Annotated in this window: 23 protein-coding genes; 18 read left to right on the plus strand and 5 right to left on the minus strand. The window is 30.1% G+C overall.

The window, feature by feature from the left end; genetic code table 11:
* Window positions 1-31: 31 nt before the first annotated feature.
* Window positions 32-1,585, minus strand: a complete 1,554-nt coding sequence (locus B5S50_RS00225) for a CdaR family transcriptional regulator (RefSeq protein ID WP_065078221.1) — start codon at window positions 1,583-1,585, stop codon at window positions 32-34.
* A 189-nt stretch (window positions 1,586-1,774) separates the two neighbouring features.
* Here B5S50_RS00225 and B5S50_RS00230 point away from each other — a divergent pair, with 189 nt between their 5' ends.
* From B5S50_RS00230 to infC, 3 genes are all read left to right on the plus strand, one after another.
* Window positions 1,775-2,410, plus strand: coding sequence for a B12-binding domain-containing protein (locus B5S50_RS00230; protein WP_065078220.1), 636 nt, complete (start codon window positions 1,775-1,777; stop codon window positions 2,408-2,410).
* A 45-nt stretch (window positions 2,411-2,455) separates the two neighbouring features.
* Window positions 2,456-3,301 carry a purine-nucleoside phosphorylase gene (locus B5S50_RS00235; RefSeq protein WP_083985652.1) on the plus strand — a complete coding sequence of 282 codons (846 nt, stop codon included), beginning with the start codon at window positions 2,456-2,458 and terminating at the stop codon, window positions 3,299-3,301.
* A 131-nt stretch (window positions 3,302-3,432) separates the two neighbouring features.
* A complete protein-coding gene (gene infC, locus B5S50_RS00240) occupies window positions 3,433-3,951 on the plus strand; it encodes a translation initiation factor IF-3 (RefSeq protein ID WP_217302798.1) in 519 nt (172 codons plus the stop codon).
* A 61-nt stretch (window positions 3,952-4,012) separates the two neighbouring features.
* Here infC and B5S50_RS00245 read toward each other — a convergent pair whose 3' ends face one another.
* Both B5S50_RS00245 and B5S50_RS00250 read right to left on the minus strand, forming a co-directional pair.
* Window positions 4,013-4,939, minus strand: coding sequence for a response regulator (locus tag B5S50_RS00245; protein ID WP_217302799.1), 927 nt, complete (start codon window positions 4,937-4,939; stop codon window positions 4,013-4,015).
* A gap of 7 nt (window positions 4,940-4,946) precedes the next feature.
* On the minus strand, window positions 4,947-6,251 hold the full coding sequence (locus tag B5S50_RS00250; protein WP_254306650.1) for a sensor histidine kinase: 1,305 nt from the start codon (window positions 6,249-6,251) through the stop codon (window positions 4,947-4,949).
* A gap of 325 nt (window positions 6,252-6,576) precedes the next feature.
* Between B5S50_RS00250 and B5S50_RS00255 the strand changes: the two genes are divergently transcribed.
* The gene (locus B5S50_RS00255) at window positions 6,577-7,890 is read left to right on the plus strand and encodes a cation:dicarboxylase symporter family transporter (protein WP_217302801.1); all 1,314 of its coding nucleotides are present in this window, start codon (window positions 6,577-6,579) and stop codon (window positions 7,888-7,890) included.
* Window positions 7,891-7,950: 60 nt separating this feature from the next.
* Here B5S50_RS00255 and B5S50_RS00260 read toward each other — a convergent pair whose 3' ends face one another.
* Window positions 7,951-9,801, minus strand: coding sequence for an APC family permease (locus B5S50_RS00260; RefSeq protein ID WP_217302784.1), 1,851 nt, complete (start codon window positions 9,799-9,801; stop codon window positions 7,951-7,953).
* A gap of 195 nt (window positions 9,802-9,996) precedes the next feature.
* On the opposite strand from B5S50_RS00260, the gene B5S50_RS00265 reads away from it, so the two are divergent.
* Together B5S50_RS00265 and B5S50_RS00270 are read left to right on the plus strand one after the other, a co-directional pair.
* On the plus strand, window positions 9,997-10,968 hold the full coding sequence (locus B5S50_RS00265) for an ROK family protein (protein WP_065078250.1): 972 nt from the start codon (window positions 9,997-9,999) through the stop codon (window positions 10,966-10,968).
* A gap of 116 nt (window positions 10,969-11,084) precedes the next feature.
* Window positions 11,085-11,474, plus strand: a complete 390-nt coding sequence (locus B5S50_RS00270; protein WP_065078214.1) for a hypothetical protein — start codon at window positions 11,085-11,087, stop codon at window positions 11,472-11,474.
* Between the two features lie 89 nt (window positions 11,475-11,563).
* Here B5S50_RS00270 and B5S50_RS00275 read toward each other — a convergent pair whose 3' ends face one another.
* Complete coding sequence (locus B5S50_RS00275) at window positions 11,564-11,959, minus strand: hypothetical protein (protein WP_065078213.1); 396 nt, start codon at window positions 11,957-11,959, stop codon at window positions 11,564-11,566.
* A 138-nt stretch (window positions 11,960-12,097) separates the two neighbouring features.
* Here B5S50_RS00275 and B5S50_RS00280 point away from each other — a divergent pair, with 138 nt between their 5' ends.
* The 12 genes from B5S50_RS00280 to B5S50_RS00335 all read left to right on the plus strand — a co-directional run bounded on the left by B5S50_RS00280 (window position 12,098) and on the right by B5S50_RS00335 (window position 20,871).
* Window positions 12,098-13,015, plus strand: coding sequence for a patatin-like phospholipase family protein (locus tag B5S50_RS00280; protein ID WP_217302785.1), 918 nt, complete (start codon window positions 12,098-12,100; stop codon window positions 13,013-13,015).
* Window positions 13,016-13,108: 93 nt separating this feature from the next.
* Window positions 13,109-14,524, plus strand: coding sequence for a cysteine--tRNA ligase (gene cysS, locus B5S50_RS00285; RefSeq protein WP_065078211.1), 1,416 nt, complete (start codon window positions 13,109-13,111; stop codon window positions 14,522-14,524).
* An 85-nt stretch (window positions 14,525-14,609) separates the two neighbouring features.
* On the plus strand, window positions 14,610-15,500 hold the full coding sequence (locus tag B5S50_RS00290; protein WP_065078210.1) for a potassium channel family protein: 891 nt from the start codon (window positions 14,610-14,612) through the stop codon (window positions 15,498-15,500).
* Between the two features lie 64 nt (window positions 15,501-15,564).
* On the plus strand, window positions 15,565-16,197 hold the full coding sequence (locus B5S50_RS00295) for a HutD family protein (protein ID WP_242872125.1): 633 nt from the start codon (window positions 15,565-15,567) through the stop codon (window positions 16,195-16,197).
* A 184-nt stretch (window positions 16,198-16,381) separates the two neighbouring features.
* Entirely contained in the window at window positions 16,382-16,588 is a 207-nt protein-coding gene (locus B5S50_RS00300) for a DUF1657 domain-containing protein (RefSeq protein ID WP_065078209.1), read from the plus strand.
* 16 nt (window positions 16,589-16,604) lie between these two features.
* Window positions 16,605-17,465: a YetF domain-containing protein gene (locus tag B5S50_RS00305; RefSeq protein WP_065078208.1), complete on the plus strand. Its 861-nt coding sequence runs from the start codon at window positions 16,605-16,607 to the stop codon at window positions 17,463-17,465.
* Between the two features lie 11 nt (window positions 17,466-17,476).
* Window positions 17,477-17,956: a stage V sporulation protein AC gene (gene spoVAC, locus B5S50_RS00310; RefSeq protein WP_065078207.1), complete on the plus strand. Its 480-nt coding sequence runs from the start codon at window positions 17,477-17,479 to the stop codon at window positions 17,954-17,956.
* Window positions 17,957-18,955 carry a stage V sporulation protein AD gene (spoVAD, locus tag B5S50_RS00315; protein WP_065078206.1) on the plus strand — a complete coding sequence of 333 codons (999 nt, stop codon included), beginning with the start codon at window positions 17,957-17,959 and terminating at the stop codon, window positions 18,953-18,955.
* A 17-nt stretch (window positions 18,956-18,972) separates the two neighbouring features.
* Entirely contained in the window at window positions 18,973-19,326 is a 354-nt protein-coding gene (gene spoVAE, locus B5S50_RS00320) for a stage V sporulation protein AE (protein WP_065078205.1), read from the plus strand.
* 20 nt (window positions 19,327-19,346) lie between these two features.
* Window positions 19,347-19,553, plus strand: a complete 207-nt coding sequence (locus tag B5S50_RS00325) for a DUF1657 domain-containing protein (protein WP_065078204.1) — start codon at window positions 19,347-19,349, stop codon at window positions 19,551-19,553.
* Between the two features lie 240 nt (window positions 19,554-19,793).
* A complete protein-coding gene (locus B5S50_RS00330) occupies window positions 19,794-20,333 on the plus strand; it encodes a winged helix-turn-helix domain-containing protein (RefSeq protein WP_217302786.1) in 540 nt (179 codons plus the stop codon).
* Window positions 20,296-20,871, plus strand: a complete 576-nt coding sequence (locus B5S50_RS00335) for a transposase (RefSeq protein WP_065079513.1) — start codon at window positions 20,296-20,298, stop codon at window positions 20,869-20,871. Before B5S50_RS00330 ends, B5S50_RS00335 begins: the two co-directional genes overlap by 38 nt.
* Window positions 20,872-20,898 lie beyond the last annotated feature (27 nt).

Raw genomic sequence — 20,898 nt, forward strand, 5'->3', positions numbered from 1 at the left:
TATAAAATTTATATTGATAAATATAAACAACTTATTTAAATTCATCAATATATTCAAGTATAATAAAACTTAAATTGAGATGAAATGTAATTTTTACATCATTTAAATTAACACCCATAATTTCCTGGATTTTTTCTATACGATGGACTAAAGTACTCCTGCAAATATTTAAAGTTTTTGATGTTTTTAACTGATTTTTTTCATTTGACAAATAAAAACGAAGACACTTTAAATATTTGGTATTGTGGGATTTATCATATCTCATTAAGTTAAATATTGAATCATGACAAAAATTTTTCAAATCACTTTTTGAAGAACATGTTTCCAATAAATGAAATATTGCTAAATCTTCATAGAAAAAAAGAAACTTATTTATTTTCAGTCCCATACCAAGTGTAATAGCCTTTAAAGATTGCTCATAGTATTTCCTAGTATTAGCTAGATCATGAAAACATCTACTTAAACCGCCATGTATATTATTTTTTTTAAAGAAGTCTATGACTTTACTAAAACTGTGCTCAATATCTGATATTTTATTTTTTTGGCTTATTAGTATGACAACAGAATTTTCATATATGACAGACTTACTTCCTACTAGCATATATTCAATAGCATCTCTTACCCTGTGAAGAGGGATGGTTACAAAATTATTTTGAGGTACATTTACTACAAGTATATAGAGATTAGGTTTGAAATGTAAATCTAAAAATTTTGACCTTTCTTCAATAACCCGTGTGTCAGTTTCTTTTCCATTGAGTAAATCCATGATAAAATTTTCATATTTCAATCCTTTTATGTTTTGCAGGGAACCGTTTTTTTGCATTTCAGAAGCAGCTACTTTACATAAAAGAAAGATAAATTCTATGTCATTTCTAGAAAATGGTTTTTGACATTCCAACGCAGTTACATATCCAACTACTTTATCGTTAATTTTAATATTTGATATTATACGTGGAATTCTAAATTTATCTTTTCCTATAAAAATAGGAGAACTGCTTTTATGTACTACATCAATAAAATTTCGAACATTTGACATAGGTACAAAGTTGTAGGAACAGTAGCCTTTAGTTAAAAGTTCAATCCATACAGGATCCTCTACTTTAATATCTTTAGAAGATGCAATGAGCTTAAAGCTAAGATCTAGAATACATATAGGGTTTTTAAGAATCTCACATCCCGTATTTACTATATATTCAAGCCCCTTTCCACTTATTAAAGCATCTAATAGTTTTGTTGAAGCTATACTAAATTCCTGATACTTTATTAAGATGCTTTGTATTTCATTGAAAGTTTTAAATATATCCATATTAGTATTCAACACTATTAAATTTACTATGGAATTTTTATCTGGTTTATATTGAAGATCGTCAGTTTTAATACAAAGTATATTTATAGCACCTTTTTGCGGTGGGATTTTTTTAAAATTAAAGGTTTCACATACGTATAAATGGTCTGGTTCAAATAAAGTTTGATTTTCTTCAAGGAGTTTAACATATTTAATTGTTATTCCTTCTGTTTGTGAAATATATAACCTAGGATTATAATTTTTTATTTTGCCTAGGAAAGTATGTAGGTTCATTCCCATATTAAACACCTCTCAATATCATAATAACCTATTATTTGACATAATAAAAGTGCTAATTTGTTATTAGAAAAACGTTTTATACATATTGTATACTTTTAAGTTAAAATTTCTTCATATTGTATGATGCTTTATGGGTGTATTTATGGTAGTTTATATACATAAGTATAAATTATGAGGGGGATATTTTTTATGAGCAAGGTACTTATAGACGCAATGGCAGAACTTGATGAAGATTTAGTCATTGAAGAAGTAAAGGCTCTTATAAAAGCAAATATACCTGTAATGGATATTGTAGGCTATTTGCAAAAGGGTATTGAAATTGTAGGAAAAAGATTTCAAGAAAAAAGATACTTTATGTCTGAACTTATTATATCAGGAGAAATATTTAAAGAAGTTTCACAAATACTTAAAGATTTAATGCCATCTGGCACAGCTAAACATGGAGTATTTGTTATGGGAACTATTTACGGAGATATACATGATGTAGGTAAAAACATAGTATGTACTGCCATGAGCAGTAATGATTTTAAAGTAATTGATCTAGGAACGGATGTATCAACTGAAAAATTTATTAAAGCAATTAAAGAATATCATCCTAAGGTTGTAGCCATTTCATGTCTTTTGACGAATTGCTTTGAAAATTTAAAGGAATGCATACAATCTATAAGGAATACAGAGTTTGGAAAAGAGATTAAGATATTAATTGGAGGGGGAGTATTGGATAAACAGGTTTGTGAATATGTAAAGGCAGACTTTTTTCCTAGAACTATTCATGAAACAGTACAATACTGTAAAGAAATATATGGGATGAAATCTATAAAATAGTTGAAAATTTTGTGCTATAATAAAATTTAGCAGAGAGGAAGTGAAATGCATTTAATGTTTAAACAAAATGGTACGGATTTAAACTCAAATATAGAGGAAGCTGCAAGTTATATAAGCTCTGGTATAAAGGTAAAGCCAGGGATAGCACTTATACTTGGATCGGGTCTTGGACATATTGCAGATGAAATTGAAGACAAAAAAATTTATCCTTATAGTGAAATACCAAACTTTCCTATTTCTACAGTGGAAGGTCATAAAAGCTGTCTTGTTATAGGAAAGCTTCAAGGTAAGGTAGTAGCTGCAATGCAGGGCAGATTTCATTATTATGAAGGATATTCAATGAAAGAAGTGACTTTTCCTATTAGAGTTATGAAAATGTTGGGAATTCACAATCTAATAGTAACTAATGCTGCAGGGGGAATAAATAAAAGTTATAAAAGTGGAGATCTGATGCTTATAAGGGATCATCTAAATCTATCAGGACAAAATCCTTTAATAGGACAGAATTTTGAGAAATTTGGACCTAGGTTTCCAGATATGTCTGATGCATATGATAGTCATCTTAGAGAAATGGTAAAAAAGGTGGCAGGTGAATTGCACATATCTATTAAAGAAGGAGTATATGCTTACATGAGTGGGCCAAGCTATGAAACGCCAGCTGAAATAAAAATGTTAAGTGTATTAGGAGGGGATGCAGTGGGAATGTCCACAGTTCCTGAGGTGATTGTGGCAAATCACAGTGATATGAGAACTATTGGAATATCTTGCATAACTAATATGGCAGCAGGAATATTGAAACAACCCTTAAATCATGAAGAAGTTATAAAAAATTCCCTCTATGCAAGTGAAAAATTTACAAGACTGATTAAAGCAGTAATAGGAAGTATATAGATTGGGAAAACTAAAAAGCATATTTATTATTATAATTGAAAAATATTGAGAAAATGAGATGAATAACCATATTTTGTGGTTGCACAAGATTGAATGCTTATATATAATAGTAAATAGGTAAACTTTAATTTGTGGAGGTGTATACTATTAATAAAAAAAATAACTTAAATGAAGAAATTAGGGCAGAAAAGGTTAGATTGGTAGGAGAAAAAGAAAGCGAAATTGTAAATACCAGAGATGCATTAAATATGGCAAGAGAGCAGGGTATGGATTTAGTAGCAGTTTCGCCGCAGGTTAAACCGCCTGTATGTAAGATAATGAATTATAGTAAATTTCTTTATGAGCAATCTAAAAAAGCAAAACAAGCTAAAAAGAATCAAAAAATTGTAGAATTAAAGGAAGTTAGATTAAGTGCTACTATTGAGGAAAATGATATAGAAATCAAGGCAAATAATGCGAGAAAATTTTTGACCAAAGGAAATAAAGTGAAGGTTTCTATAAGGTTTAGGGGGAGACAAAATAATTATACAAGTTTAGGTAGGAAAGTTTTCGACACATTTTTAAGTAAATTAGATGAAAACTCAGTAGTGGAAAGAGCACCTAAATTAGAAGGGAATAATATGTTTATGATTTTAGCCCCTAAGAAATAGAGTACTTAGTAAAAATAGAACAATAGTATCAGAATTTTAGTAAAAATTCTGATACTATTTTTTATATATCATTGCTTTTATAGTTTTTTGATTTTATGTATAAAACCTTGATAAACTTTTTAACGTTTATATGTATAGGTTGACTAAGGGGAGTATTATTTTTTAATTCTAGCATTTTTTTTCTCACTTCTGTAAAATCGAAAAACTCAGCAGCATATTCTTCAAATTTTGGGTTAGAATAGTCTGTAAGCCCAAGAGAAGCTATATAATTTAGTGACTGGAGTACGGCCCTTCTAACTCTTTGTTCTGACGCCTTTACTTCCTTTTTTATATCAATCGAAGAAGAACTTTGGCCAAGTTTTTTTTCAGAGGTTTTAGTGAATATCTCTTTTAAAGATGGAAAATCTTTTTCAATAGCCTTTTCGCTCTCACGAGTATATAAATATTCTACTATGGATAATAGATCTTTACTGCCGCTTTCAGCAATTATACCTAATTGATTTAATATAAATTCGCTATATTCTAAAATACCTTTATTTGATTTTGAACTGTTTTTATCATCTTGTGTATCTATCTTTAAAAAGTTCAAGGTGTCTTGAATATAATTTATGGATTTTTCAATTTTTATTTGTTCAATTACTTTTTTTATAACACCAATTACCTCAAGCCTATTTATTGGTTTTGTAATATAGTATTGTACGCCTAAAGAATAAGCTTTTCCTATCATTTCTTTGTTTTCTACCTGGGATAGCATTATTGATTTACCCTTAAAAGAAGGGTCAAGTTCACTTATAGTTTGAAGACCATCTTTAACTGGCATTAAAAGATCAATTATAAGTATATCTATTTTTTTAGTACATAGAAAACTGCTTGATATGGGAACGCCATTTGCTGCTTCACCAATAACTTCCCCTAAATTATAATCTTCAATTATTTCAGATAACATCGAACGAATAGCTTCATCATCGTCTACAATAAAAAATCGCATGTTTATATCATCCTTCCTTTATCAAACTTCTAATTGGAAGCTCAATAGTAAAAGTAGTTTCATCTGAGTTAGATGTGTTTTCCAGCATAACTTTTCCTTTTAAATTTGTAACTATTTGTTTTACGTAAGAAAGACCTATTCCTGTTGATGGTTTTCCTAGCTTATTATATTTTGTTGTGTAGCCGGGTTTAAAAATGAGATCCCTTTTCTTTTCGGGTATTCCTACGCCATTATCAGAGATCTGAAATTTAATTAAGTCTTCTATTTTGCTTATGTGGATTTTTATAGTACCAGCATTTTCTATAGATTCTACGGAATTTGATACTAAGTTATTTATAAGTGACAGTACAGTATAAATATGAAGGTCAGGAATGCCACCAGGTGCTATTTTTATTAAAAAATCAATGCTTTTTCCAAGAGCCATAGAATATTTTTTATTTGTATCTACTATTATATTGCCAATTTCCTCAATATTCATATAGTCCTTAGAATTTTCAGATAAAATCATTTTGGAAAGTCCAGAATATATTCTTTGGTTGTCCTTTTTAATTTCATGAACTTGACCTGCAATTTTTAATAGGTTTTGTGACAATTCAGTTTTATTTAATTTTGAATAATTGTTTTTTAAAGATTCATATAAAGTATAACAGTCTCTCGTAATATTTTCTGCAAAGCTAAGGGATTTCTTTAATTGTACAGATTCTGCATATAAGTTTGAGATAAGCAGCAGCATATACCTGTTTTGCTCTTTTTGTTGGTTAGCAGATGATCTCACTTCATTTAACTTTATTATGTTGAAAAAACCAAGTACAAAAAATGATCGAATAACTGCCACTATGGAAACTAACCCAAAAGCATAAACTGAAATAGAATTTCTAAGTACTAAAAATCTCACTATAAGTTCACAAGTTGAAGAAAGTATGTCTATACATGCAGCTAAAGTACCCATCAAAAGAGGATTATTGTGTAAGCTATTTATTTTTGTTAAATAAAATAAACACGAAAAAACTAAATAGTAAAAAAATGCAGGAAAATTTATCAAAAAAGCTTGCTGAAATTCAAATCCACTTTGAAGTATGCAGTCGAGAATAACTCTAAATATAACAGTAAATATACCAGCTACAATCCCATATAAAGGTATGGGAAGTTTTTTAACCCAAAATAAAAAAAATAAAAATAATACAGGACTAAAGCTAACACGAAAAGTACTATTTAGTGGGAAAAATTTAAATTCTCCAACTATTGGTACTGAAATTATTATTAATATTAAAATAAATAAGTCTTCTTTTAAGGCAGATGTAGTATTCTTCAAGTAAACACACCTCATTTTAATTATATCAATAGGTAGTTATCAGATAAAAATAAAACCCTATATATTATAAATTAAATAAATAAGATTGACAAACTTCTACAAAAACATTATTAATTATATATTTTAATTAGTTTGAAATTTAAATTAGTACATGCAAATATATTCTTTATTTATAAAATTGATAAAAAATTTTTTATATAATTCAGTATAATAATATAGTTTTTTGTATGTTGAGTTGTAACATTGAGATGTTGAAATATATACATATATTAATCGTTTACAAAACAACGATATAATTATTTGAAGGACGAGAAGGGGGATTAGAATGGAAAAGAAAAGAAAACTAAAAGGAGGATTAGCCACTCAAATTTTAATTGGTCTTATACTTGGAGTTATAGTTGGAGCTATTTTTTATGGTAATCCAAATCTACCTAAATATCTTCAACCTTTTGGAACTATTTTTTTAAGGCTAATTAAAATGATAGTTATACCTATTGTAGTATCATGTCTTATAGTAGGTGTTGCAGGAGTAGGCGATATGAAAAAAGTAGGAGCTCTTGCATTAAAGACTATAATATATTTTGAAATAATGACTACTATTGCATTAGTTGTTGGGCTTTTATTTTCAAACGTATTTCATCCAGGTACGGGCGTAAATATGAGTAGCTTGACTAAGACAAATATTGCTAGTTACGTTGATACTGCAAAAAAGGCTACTAATAAGGGATTTGTAGATACTATAATAAATATTTTCCCTACGAATATTATGGATTCTTTAAGTAAAGGAGATATGCTTCCAATTATATTCTTCTCTGTTATGTTTGGACTCGGAGTTGCGTCTATTGGAGAAAAAGGGAAACCTATATTAAACTTTTTCCAGGGTGTAGCAGATACAATGTTCTGGGTAACTAACCAGATTATGAAAACTGCACCTATAGGTGTATTTGCATTAATTGGCTGCACTGTATGCAATTTTGGACTTAAATCTCTTATTCCATTGGGAAAGCTAATGATATTAGTTTATGCTGGTATGATTTTCTTTATACTTGTATTTATGGGGATAGCAGCAAAATTGGTTGGAAATAGTATATTTAGGATAATAAGAATATTGAAAGATGAGCTTTTGCTTGCTTTTAGTACAGCTAGTTCAGAAACAGTACTTCCAAGGTTAATGTCAAAAATGGAGAAGTATGGATGTCCAAGTGCTACCGTATCTTTTGTAGTTCCTACAGGTTATACTTTTAACCTTGATGGTTCCACACTTTATGAATCTATGGCAGCTATATTTATAGCACAGTTATATGGTATGCATCTTTCCATTGGAGCCCAAATAAGCTTAGTAATAGTACTTATGATAACTTCAAAGGGAATAGCAGGTGTCCCAGGGGCTTCTTTTGTAGTACTACTAGCTACATTAGGAACTTGCGGTATTCCAATAGAAGGTCTTGCTTTTATAGCTGGAATTGATCGTCTTTTAGATATGGGAAGAACAGTAGTAAATGTTGTTGGAAATTCTTTAGCTAGTATATTTGTTGCCAACTGGGAACATGTATATGACAAGGAAAAGGGTGAAAAGTATTACCAATCCATTATAGATAATAAAGATCATAAAGATAAATTAAAAAGTGTAGAAGCATAGTAATGGTGCCTGGCATCGAGTGGAAGAAAAATATTTCCATTAGGTGCCAGGCACTTAAAGTTAATTCAATTCTTCATCATTTAAATGATAAGGATAAGTTGATACTACAATATTTTTATTTCTCAGTAAGTTTTCTCTAAGCAAAAATCCTGTATGATTATGAAGAAAATTTCCCCACCACTTATGTGTTATAAATTGTGGCAATATTATAGTTACTTTCTCATCCTCAGAAGCTGCATTTGATATGATCTCTATATACTTAAGTAATGGAGTTATTATTTGTCTATAAGGAGAATACTTAGTTACTAGTAATATATCTGTATTTAACTCAGCCCATTTAGTTTTTAGTTTTTCTGTAGAAGTTTTATCAATAGATACATTTAAAGCTATTACATCTGGTGTTATGCTCCTAGCATATTGTAAAGCGTTTAACGTTGCTTTATTTAAACTTGCAATAGGAATTATGCAAATATGTGTAAATTTTTTACCTAACTCTATATTTAATATATCTTCTTTTGATGCCCTCAGCTGTTCTGCCACTTTATCATAATGTCTCTTTATAGATGCCATAATAATAACTATTATAGGAATTAAAGCAATAACTATCCATGCACCAGCTAATGCTTTTTCATATATAATTATAAGCGTTGTAATTATAGTTACTATGGCACCTATACCATTAATTAAAGCACGCTTTTTCCATCCAGGTTCAGTACTACTCTTCCAATGCAGCACCATTCCCGTTTGTGCTAAAGTAAAGGACAAGAAAACACCTACTGAATATAGAGGGATTAGGCTATGAACATCTGCTTTAAATATAAGTACTAATATTCCTGCAATAAAGGATAATACTTCAATGCCTATTGAGAAGCTTAATCTCTTACCTTTCATAGTGAATTGTCTTGGTGCAAATCCATCTCTAGCAACAACGTACATTAGCATAGGAAATCCTGTAAAAGCTGTATTACATGCCATTATTAATATTATGGATGTAGTAATCTGTATAAAATAGTACATAAAGTTTCTGCCAAATACACCAAGTGCTATTTGGGATAGAACTGTAACATTTTTTGTTGGTACAGCATGATAAAATCTAGCAAGCAGTGAAGTGCCACCAAAGATAAACAATATTAAACTTGATAATAATATCATAACCATTTTAGCATTTTTTTGGCTAGGTTCTTTAAAATTAGGAACTGCATTACTTACTGCTTCTAATCCCGTTAGCGCTGAACAACCTGAAGAAAAAGCCCTAAGAATTAAAAATATACTTAATGTTCCCGTTGCCTTAATAGAAGTATTTATCATAGGTGCAGCTGCACCATATATAGAGTATTTTATAAAACCATATATAATCATAGTTATCATACCCAGTATAAAGAGATAAGTAGGTATACTAAATATTTTAGATGATTCACTAACACCTCTTAAATTTAAGATAGTAAGTATGATAATTAATCCCACTACTAGTGAAATCTTATGAATTCCTAAAGTAGGAAAAGCTGAGATTATTGCTGAAACTCCAGCACTAGCACTTACTGCAACCGTCAATATATAATCTATTAATAATGCAGATGCAGCAACTAATCCTGGTCTTATCCCTAAATTTTCTTTGGCAACTATATAGGCGCCTCCACCTTGAGGGTATGCTCTGATAATTTGAACATATGATATGGTGAGAATAAACAATAAGCCTATAATCATTAATGAAACCCATCCAAGCCAGTTGTAGGCAACTAAACCTAATACGCCTATTAATACGACTAAAATTTCTTCTGCTGCATATGCAACTGATGAAATAGCATCACTAGCCATAATTGCTAATCCAAACAAAATATTATATTTTTCATGTGATGTTTGTTCATTTGGCAGTGGTTTACCAATTAAAACATCTACAAATTTTTCTAACATAATACTTCCTCCAAAATATATAAAAAATACATATCTATAATATGTGTATATTAATCCAACTTAATAACTCTAATTTAAGTTATTTTGAGTAACTTTATGTAGATATATACCTTTTTATAAAAATTAGTTAATGATATAAATATGTGATATATTATATTTTGATGGAGATATTATATGGAGAGGAGAGAAGATAACTTGAAAGATAAATATGTAGTGGGAATTGACTTAGGTGGTACCAAAATTTGTGCTGCTGTTGTAAACTTCATGGGACAAGTAATATGTAAGGCTACTTTGCCAACGGAAGCGGAAAAAGGGGAAAACTTCATATTAAATAGAATGATAGAGATTATTGAGAAGGTAATTGAGGAGTGTAAAGTTGACAGAAAAGCAATAGTAGGCGTGGGAATCGGATCTCCAGGTCCGCTTAATATAGATAAAGGCGAGATAATATGCACCCCAAATTTGCCTTTTAGAAATTTTAATATTGTAAAACCTATAAAGGATAATTTTAAGATTCCCGTATATTTAGATAATGATGCAAATGCAGCGGCACTAGGGGAATATATGTTTGGTTCAGGCAAGGACAGTGAAAACATGGTATTCATAACAGTTTCTACAGGAATAGGGGGAGGAGCTATATTAAATGGTAGAATATATAGAGGTAATACTAAAAATGCACTGGAAGTAGGGCATATGACTTTAGAAAAAGAAGGTCCCCTATGTAACTGCGGAAATTATGGATGTGCAGAGGTACTTGCATCCGGTACTGCTATAGCACGAGAAGCAAAAAAAGCAGTAAAAACAGGAGAATGTACTTCTCTTTCTAAATATAAGAATATAACTTCAAAAGAAGTGTTTAAAGAGGCAGAACTTGGAGATGGAGTATCTAAAAATATATTAGACATAGCTTTAAATTATCTTGGAATATGTGTGGCAAATGTAGTCACTTGCTTTGATCCGGAAGTAGTTGTAATAGGAGGAGGGGTCTCCAAGGGTGGAAGTATAGTTTTAAGTAAAGTAAAACAGGTTGTGAAAAAAAGATGTTTTCAATCTATAAGTGAAAACACTAAGATACTTTCTGCACTTTTAGGAGAAGATTCTGGGGCTATTGGAGCTGCAGCTCTTGCTATAAGGCATTTTCAAAGAAATAACAAGTCAGTATGCTAGTCTATTTTTTATCAATATATATGTTTACGTATACAATAATAGGAACATTACGTGTATTACATTAATAAACTAATTGGTAACAGACATTTGAAGTAAATTTAAGGGGGAACTTGTAAATGTTACAGAGTATTATTAATGGAATTGTTCCTATAGCTATAACTGTCATAGTAGGGGTGTTAGTTGCAGTAATTAAAGCTATTGGAGATGCCATTGTAGTATTAGTTGAGAAAAGAAAAGAGGAGGTTATACAAAAAATACGTATTAATAGATATAATGGATGGCTGCAAGTTGCCAGGGAAGTGTGGAGGGTTGTAGATGAATATTTTAGGATAAATTCAAACATAAAAAGTACTATTTCTAACAAACAAAAAAAATTTGAAGAAGAAATATTAAAAATATTGCCTGATTTGACTACTGCTCAAATAGAACAATTAAGACAATCTGTTGCAGGGGAAATAAATAAGGACAAAGATAAAATTCCACAGAATGATAATCAGAAAATTTAAAAAGAGAACCTCACATAATGAGTTATAAAATTTTAAGATACTTATGTGAGGTTTTTAATTAACGTAAAAATTATTATGTTTACTTAAAATTAAAGTAAACTATTATCTCCAATTTTACTTTCATTATTTGAAATATAATTTTTGATTTTTCCACCAGTTTTTTTTATGGTTTCTTTCAATTTTTCATTATCTAAAGAATTAGAATTTACAATTACTTTATAAGATGTGTTTTCAAGGTCTCTAAAACTACCGAAACCACTTATCATAGGACTTGTAGATGGAAGAGTCCTTCCGGATGAAGTATAGGAAACTCCTGAGGAATTTATTACATTTGAAAAATTTATACCAAAATCTGAATTAGAGCTTAAGGGGTCTATATAATTGTCATTTAAATCCACAGCAGTATGGCTAAATCCTTCACTTTTAAGTTTTTTTACAGCTTCATTGGCGTTTTTAATGCCTTTATAGTAAATTTCAATTCGCATTTTGACAATCTCCCTTCTTTTAATATAATATCAATAATTATAATTATAGCTTCCCACTTATTTTGAATAATATTCTATAATTGATTTTTAAGTATCCAATATATGAAAATTTACATATTTATATATTGAGGTGGTTTTATGATAGCAAATGCTGTATTTGAAGGTGGAGGAATGAAGGGAATAGGACTTATAGGAGCAGTATGTTGTTTTGAAAAAATGGGATATAAGTGGAACAAGTTTGCAGGAACTTCTGCTGGAGCGGTAATAGCTTCACTTTTAGCAGTAGGGTATAGTGGAGAAGAGTTGAAAAACATAGCTATGAATCTAGACAGAGATATATTCTTTAAAAAAAAATGGATAAGAGAACTTTCTTTAATTAAAAAGTCTTTTACACTTTTTAAAGATAAGGGAATATATTCTTCAGATGCTGTAAAAAAATATATTGAAGAACTCATATCTAAAAAGGGAAAAAGAACTTTTGGAGATATAAGTGTAGATGGAAAGTCACCTCTTAAAATAGTAGCATCAGATATAACTAAAAAGAGAATGATAATATTACCAGATGATTTAAAAGAATACGGTATAGATCCTATGAAGTTTGAAATAGCAGAAGCAGTTAGAATGAGTATAAGTATCCCCCTTTATTTTAAACCGGTAAAATTTTATTATAAAGGCGAATGCAGCTATATAGTTGATGGGGGCATACTCAGTAATTTTCCAATATGGATATTTGATACAGAGGAAGTCCCGGAGTTCCCTACAATAGGATTTAAATTAGCGGAAGAGGATATAAGCTATGGAGAATCAAAAAAGATGGATTTTGTTTCTTACTTATTTGATATATTTGGGACTATGGTAGATAAAAATGAAGAAGTGTATGTGAAGGATAAATATGCAGTTAGAACTGTATTTATTCCAACATTAGGAGTTAGAAGCACAGAATTTAATATATCCAGTAAAATGAGGATGAAACTTTTCCAATCAGGATATAGTAGTTCAGAAAGGTTTTTGCATCTTTGGGATTTTCACAATTATATAAGGGATTATGTAAAATAGGACATGTGAGATTATTGAATTATATTAAAATTGTGATAATATTTATTTATAACACAATTTTAACAGTTTATGCCTAGTAAGGGGAGATATACTATGAATTTTTACGTTTATAATACAATGAGTAGAAAAAAAGAAAAATTTGTTCCTGTAAATGAAGGAAAAGTTGGAATTTATACCTGCGGTCCTACAGTTTATAATTATGCTCATATAGGGAATTTAAGAACATATATTTTTGAAGATATATTAAAGAAAGCTTTTGAATATGGTCACTACAAAGTTAAGCATGTTATGAATATAACTGATGTAGGACATTTGCAATCTGATGCAGATACAGGTGAAGATAAGATGCAAATAGGGGCTGAACGTGAAAATAAAACTGTATGGGAGATTGCTAAATTTTATGAGAATGCTTTTTTTAAGGATTGTCATAAACTTAATATAAGAAAACCTGATATAGTTTGTAAGGCCACAGATCATATTCAAGACATGATAGATATAATTAAGACACTGGAGGAAAAGGGATATACCTACACATCAAATGGAAATGTGTATTATGAAATTGATAAATTTAAAGATTATAATAAACTAGCTAATTTAAGTATGGAAGAATTAGAGGCAGGAGCTAGAATAGATGTGGATGAGAATAAGAAAAATCCGCTGGATTTTGTACTTTGGTTTACAAATTCTAAATTTAAAGATCAAATAATGCAGTGGAATTCCCCTTGGGGAAAAGGCTTTCCTGGCTGGCATATAGAATGTTCTGCTATGTCAATAAAATACTTAGGAGATAAAATAGATATACACTGCGGCGGAGTAGATCATATTCCAGTACATCATACAAATGAAATAGCTGAATCAGAAGCAGTACTTGGACACAAATGGGTGAATTATTGGATGCATGGAGAATTTTTAGTATTATCTGATGGCAAAATGTCTAAATCAAAAGGTGATTTTTTAACTCTTTCTAAAATTGAAAAGGAGGGCTTCTCACCTATGGATTATAGATACTTTTGTCTTCAATCTAGGTATAGAAAACAACTTATGTTTAGTTTTGATGCATTAAGGCAGGCACAGTTAGCTTATAAAAAATTAAAGGAGAAAGTTGCAGATATAGTTTCAAATGTAAAAGAAAATGAAAGGGCAGATGAGAAACTTGTTAATAAGTATAAAAATAAATTTCAGGAAAAGATAAGTGATGATTTGAATATACCAAATGCATTTACTGTGTTATTTGAAGTTATAAAAGATAATGAATTGACAAGTAAGGAAAAAAGCTTACTTATAGAAAGTTTTGATACTGTTTTTTCACTGGATCTTTTAAAGCTAAGCAATCATAATTTAGAAAAGTTGGATTCAGAAGATATCAAAAGACTCATATGTGAAAGAAATGATGCAAGAAACAACAAGGATTGGCATAAGGCAGATGTTATTAGGGATGAACTTAAATCCATGGGAATAGATATAATAGACTCAAAAGAAGGGACTAAGGTGAAGGTTAGAAACAGTTAGACTAGGGTGAAAAATTAATAGGAAAATGTGATAATAAACTTTTTCAAAAAGTATAAATATATATACAATAGATAGAGGTATGTTTATGAAGAAGTTTATTAGTATATATAAAATTAAAAAGAAAACCATTTTGTCTGTATTGGCATTTTCCTATGTAACTGTATTATTTCTATTTGGGCTTATCTATTGGAGCATTGCAAATAATTCTAGGGGAGATTTTTTTGTATTTCAAAAAGATGTAAATATGACTACAAAAGTAGATGTATTTAAAAAAAATCTAAACATTAAAATTAAAAGCAAAGAATTGAAAAGCACTGTGGAAGATTTAATAAATTCTGATGAATACAAAAGACCTTTTGCAAATTTAGAAATTGTAGACGATTCAGGTTCTTCTATAAAGGTATTTTCCTTTGATAAATCTTTAGGAAAATTATGGGCCAATTATTATAGTACATTGTTAAAAGATAAGGGCGTAACCCATATAAGTGTAGAAGATATGGGAGAAGATAGGGTTAATAGTAAATTTAGCAGTTGTAAATTAAAAATATGCTTTTATACAGTAAATGAAAATGAAATCTATAAAAGCTTTAAGTGTTATAAAAAAAGTCAAGCAAATCAGTTAAGAAAAGTGGATACTAAATATATGTGGGTAAATGATTATACTATGCTTAAAAGTAAATTTTTCAAAGAAGAATACTATTATTATCCACTAAGCTTTTATTTTTCAAAGCTTGTTGAAAATTCTATATCATTTTTGGACAATAGTCCTCTAGTACTTAAATCAGTGGTTTGTGGAAACTTCAAATATCCAATAGAGAATTTTATATATTTTAGTGCTGTAACTATAACCACACTGGGATATGGTGATATTTTGCCTAATTCTATTATAGTGCGTTTTATGGTAATTATGGAAACCATACTAGGGATAATAATAGTAGGCACATTTACTTCCTGTTTATTTTGGAATAGAAATTAAAATAAAATTTGTTGTGATATACTTTATCTAGAATTAAATCTATATGTATGAGGAGATGCGTAATATGATGAATACAGTAAAAATTATAAGGTCGGATGAATATAAGACAAGCAGATGGTCGGGAGGGACTACTACAGAGCTTTTAATATATCCTTATGAAGCAAAATATGCTGAAAGAAATTTTAAATGGAGATTAAGTTCTGCAAAGGTTATAGATGAAGAATCTGTATTCACTCATTTACCTGGAATTGCTAGAATCATAATGAGTATAGACGGGAATTTAACTCTTCATCATGAGGGACACTATGAAAAAGATTTAAAGCCTTTTGAACAGGATAATTTTATGGGCGATTGGAATACTAAAAGTTTTGGAAAGGTAACAGATTTTAACTTAATGATGGCTCCTGGATGCCAGGGAAAAATAGAAACATACATTTTTGAAGGTAAAAAAATGTATGAAGAAAAACTTAATCCAGGTGAACATATTAATAGAGAAAAAGATATAAAACAAATTACATATGTATTTTATATTTTGGGTGAAAAAGTGGAAGCTTATATTAGTGATATGAAGGTGTATCTTAACAATAAAGATACATTAGCTGTAACCACTTTGGTTAATGGTGATCCTTTTAATATTAAACTTTGCAATAAAGGTGAAGAAGACATTAAAGTTATAAAGACAGAAATAGCGTATTAGTTATATGTACTAAATAAAAAAAGGCCTTTAAAAATATTATTATTTTTTGGGCCTTTTTTTATTTAAAAAATTTAAATATAAGTGTACATAAATTATGTGTAATAATTCTATTTAAACAGGGTAAAACTATATTAGAAAAGTTGGTTAGCAATTTTATAAGAAATGTGAGGGAGGGCTTAATAAATTGACTGTAGGATCTCAAGTAAAACAGACACTGGCTGTTCTTAAAGGTGCTGAAAGTACTTTGAGAGTATATTCTCTTCAAGAACAGGATAAAAAAGTAAAGAATGTGTACAAAGAGGCACTGGATGCTGTAGATGGTGTTACAAAGAATCTAAATGATAGATTGAAATATTTAGAATATGAAGAGCCTCAATATAAACAGAACTGATTTGGGGGAATAATATATGAAAATTTGGATTATAATTTTGTTAAAATCTACGGTACTATTTTTTGTTACCTTATTTTTTATAACAATAGTTGGGAAAAAGCATCCCAGGAGGATAACCCCTTTTAATTTTATAAACTATAGTGTAATAGCGGTTTTAATAGCACTAACGTGTACAAATGTTATATATAACTGGGTAATTGGTATTCTGGCTATAGCTGTATGGATGTTACTCCCATTAATTTTAGAATATGCTTCTATGAAAAGTAAGTTTATATGCAATTTGCTAAAGGGTGAAGGAGTTGTAGTTGTAAAAGAAGGAAAAGTAATGGAAGAAAATTTAAGTAAAATTGGATGCAGCGGTGAAGACTTATTAAGGGAACTTCGCTCAAAAAATGTATTTAATTTAGCAGATGTGGAATTTGCCATGATGGAGTCTACAGGAGATATAAATATACTGATGAAATCAGATAAAAGGCCACTTACCCCAAATGATCTTCAGATAGAAGTATGTCAAGAAGGAGCACCGCAGACTGTAATATTGGACGGAAATGTAATAAATGAATCTTTGAGCAATTTAGGACTAAATCAAGGATGGCTTGATGTACAGTTAGAATCTAAAGGTGTATCTTTGGATAATGTATTTATAGGTCAGGTTAATTCAAAAGGCGAGCTCTACATAGATTTATTTGATGATTTAATTCAAACTCCCCAATCAAATGTTAGAAAAATTCTCTATGCCAATCTGGAAAAGGCTCAGGCAGATTTGATGTCATTTGCACTTGAAACTCAGGATAAAAAGGTAAAAGATATGTATAAAAAGGACTCTGATATTTTAAAGAATGTATTAATAAAGTTAAAACCCTATTTATTGAAATAGAAGGTGATAAAATGTCTAATAAAAAAAATAAAAAGCTGACTCCTGTACAACAGGAGTATCAAAACTTGGCTAAAACAAAAGAGATAAAAAGAAATGTTCTTAAAAATAGTCTGAAGGCATTTTTGGTTGGCGGAAGTATTTGTGCTTTTGGTCAGGGACTTCAAATTATATTTATAAAGTATTTTAAATTTACAGAAGCCAACGCTGGTAATCCGACATCTGCAGTTTTAATAATAATTGCTGTATTACTTACAGGGTTTGGAGTGTTTGATCATATTGCACAATGGGCTGGGGCAGGAACATCTATTCCTGTTACTGGTTTTGCAAATTCCATTGCATCTGCTGCTATAGAACATAGAAGCGAAGGATTCGTTCTTGGTGTAGGAGGAAATATGTTTAAAATTGCAGGTCCTGTAATAACTTTTGGAGTTTTTTCTGCTTTTGTAGTTGGTACTATAAAAGTAATTATTAAATGGTTAGGTGGGATGTAAATGATTCAAGGTCATCAATCATGGGTATTTGAATCTAAACCGACTATACTTGGATGTGGTGCAGTAGGAGGACCGTTTGAAGCAAAAGGTGCTTTAGCTAAAGATTTTGACTTGCTTCATGAAGATATATGGCTTGGTCAGGATAGTTTTGAAAAATCTGAAAAAAAGTTATTGGAGGAAGCTTGTCAGATTGCTATAAAAAATGCAAAAGTAAAAAAAGAAAGTATAAATTTTTTCATAAGTGGAGATCTTATGAATCAGATAGTTATCAGTAGTTTTGCTGCTAGAACTTTAAGCATACCGTATTTAGGTATATTTGGAGCTTGTTCAAGTTCTATGGAAGGGTTAGCTATATCGTCGTTGCTCATAGATAATGGTGCAGCAGAATACGTTCTTTGTGGAACATCCAGCCATAATGCTGCTACAGAAAAACAGTTTAGATACCCTACAGAGTATGGAGGACAGAAGCCACCTACAGCTCAATGGACGGTAACAGGAGCAGGAGCTGCAGTAGTTGGAAAAGGTACTGGACCTAAAGTTACATCAGCTACTATAGGTAAAGTAGTAGACATGGGAATTTCTGATCCATTTAATATGGGTGCTGCTATGGCAGCAGCGGCAGTAGATACAATAGAAGCTCATTTTAGAGATTTAAATAGAGATCCTTCTTATTATGACATAATAGCCACAGGAGATTTAGGGAAAATAGGCCATGACATAGCAGAAGAAATTTTAAAAAAGGATGGATTTAAGTTTCAAGAAGGAGTATTTAAAGACTGTGGAAAGCTAATATATAACAAAGATCAACCTGTATTTTCAGGTGGCAGCGGATGTGCATGTTCTGCTACAGTAACCTATGGACATTTTTTTAAGGAAATGAAGAAAAAAAAGTTAAATAAAATATTGGTAGTGGCAACAGGAGCCCTTATGTCACCTATGTCATATCAACAAAAAGAAAGTATACCATCTGTAGCTCATGCAGTATCTATAGAAGCATAGAAAAGAGGTGCATTCATATGGAAAAATTTCTTTGGGCATTTTTAGTAGGTGGAGGAATATGTGTAATAGGTCAGATAATGATGGACGTATTTAAGCTCACACCGGCACATACAACAACTACTCTTGTAGTAGTAGGAGCTATCCTTGGAGGGCTAGGATTATATGATCCTTTAGTAAAATTTGCTGGTGCCGGTGCTTCTGTACCAATAAGTAGTTTTGGAAATTCGTTGGTTAAAGGAGCCATGATGGAAGCAGATGAATATGGAATAATAGGTGTGCTAACAGGAATTTTTGAGATTACCAGTGCTGGTATTTCTGCTGCTGTGATTTTTGGATTTATAGGGGCTTTAATATTTAAACCTAAAGGATAATTTAAAGGAGGTGATAATAAATGACAGTTGGAACTCAAATGCAGCAAGCAATAGCAGGAATTCAAAGTGCGGCTGCAACTATGAAGACATTTGAACTGGAGACACAGGACAAAAGTGCTAAAAAAGATTTTCACCAAATAGCAACAAATTTGGATGACGCTCTTCAAATACTTCAAGGAAGACAAAAGTTCATACAGCAAGAAGAACCACAGTATAAACAATGTTAATAACAAAAATATAATTAAGAGAAGACTTAAAAGTCATAATTATCAATTAATGTGATAATTATGACTTTTATTTAAAGAAAGATGTAATGTAATATAAATTGTTAAAATAATAAATATTATGTAAATAAAAAATAAAGTAAACTAAAAATAATATAGGGTTTCTAACTAAAATATTAACTTATACAGAATAATTAAAATTCTTCTCCAAATACTAAATGTACGGAGAAAGGAGTTTTAATTATGGGAAGAAAATCATTTGAAATAGAATCACTGTATGATTATAAAATTGAAGATTTAATTGAGCTAAAAAACACTACGAATTCTAAATTTACTAGATTAGTATTAGCTGTGGTTACTATGAGATATCGAGGATGCTCAAATAGAGATATTATGATAGAAACAGGTCTAAGTAAAGTATCTATAGTTAAACATATTAAAAATTGGAACGAAGTTGGCATCAAAGCTATAAAAGATCATCGTGGCGGTAGTGAAGCTAAATTAGAACCAGAAATAGTTGATGATCTTATAGACGTAGTTCTAAAAAAATCCCCTATAGATTTTGATTTTACATGTCATACTTGGACTTTAGCGCTTTTAGCTCTATATGTTGAAAAAACATATGGAGTAAAAGTTTGTAATGAAACTATCAGATCCATTTTAATATCTCATAATATATCTTATAAAAGATCTCAACATAAACCTACAAAAGCTGATAAAGATGAACAAGAAGCTTTTAAAAAAAATGCCAAAACTGCTAGATACTTTAGAGTCTTCATCTGATACTATTGTATATGCATTAGATGAGACTGGTATCAGCATAGAGTCGGACAACTATTCATCTTGGAGCCCTGTAGGTAATCCCCCTATACTAGAGAAGAATGCTTCGCATAAAGGGGTAAATATTGTAGGGTCTACTTCAATTTTAAATAATTTTCATACTGTCAATGATGTTTATTCTTCCCAAGAATCTATAACATCTGAAAAAATTAAGTCGCATATAGAATATCTGATGGAACTTAATCCTAATAAAAAAATTGTAATATTTATGGATAATGCTAAAACCCATACAAGTAAGCTAATGCAAAGCTTTTACTATGATAACAAAGATAAATTGAAGGTAGTACTTCTACCAAGGTATTCCCCATATATGAACCCTCAAGAAAATATGTGGAGAAACCTAAAAGCAAAGTTGTTTAAACCATCTGCTAGAAGTTGTATATGGGAATTAGTATCAGATATTAAAATTCTTTTTGACGAACTTAATTCTAATTTTGCTAAGATTCATTCATTAGCTTATGCTAGAAGTTTCCTAGTATAAGTTAAATTATCACTTAGAAACCCTATA

Origin of the sequence: Clostridium sp. 001, assembly GCF_019056555.1 — a bacterium.
GTDB classification, from domain to species: domain Bacteria; phylum Bacillota; class Clostridia; order Clostridiales; family Clostridiaceae; genus Clostridium_B; species Clostridium_B ragsdalei.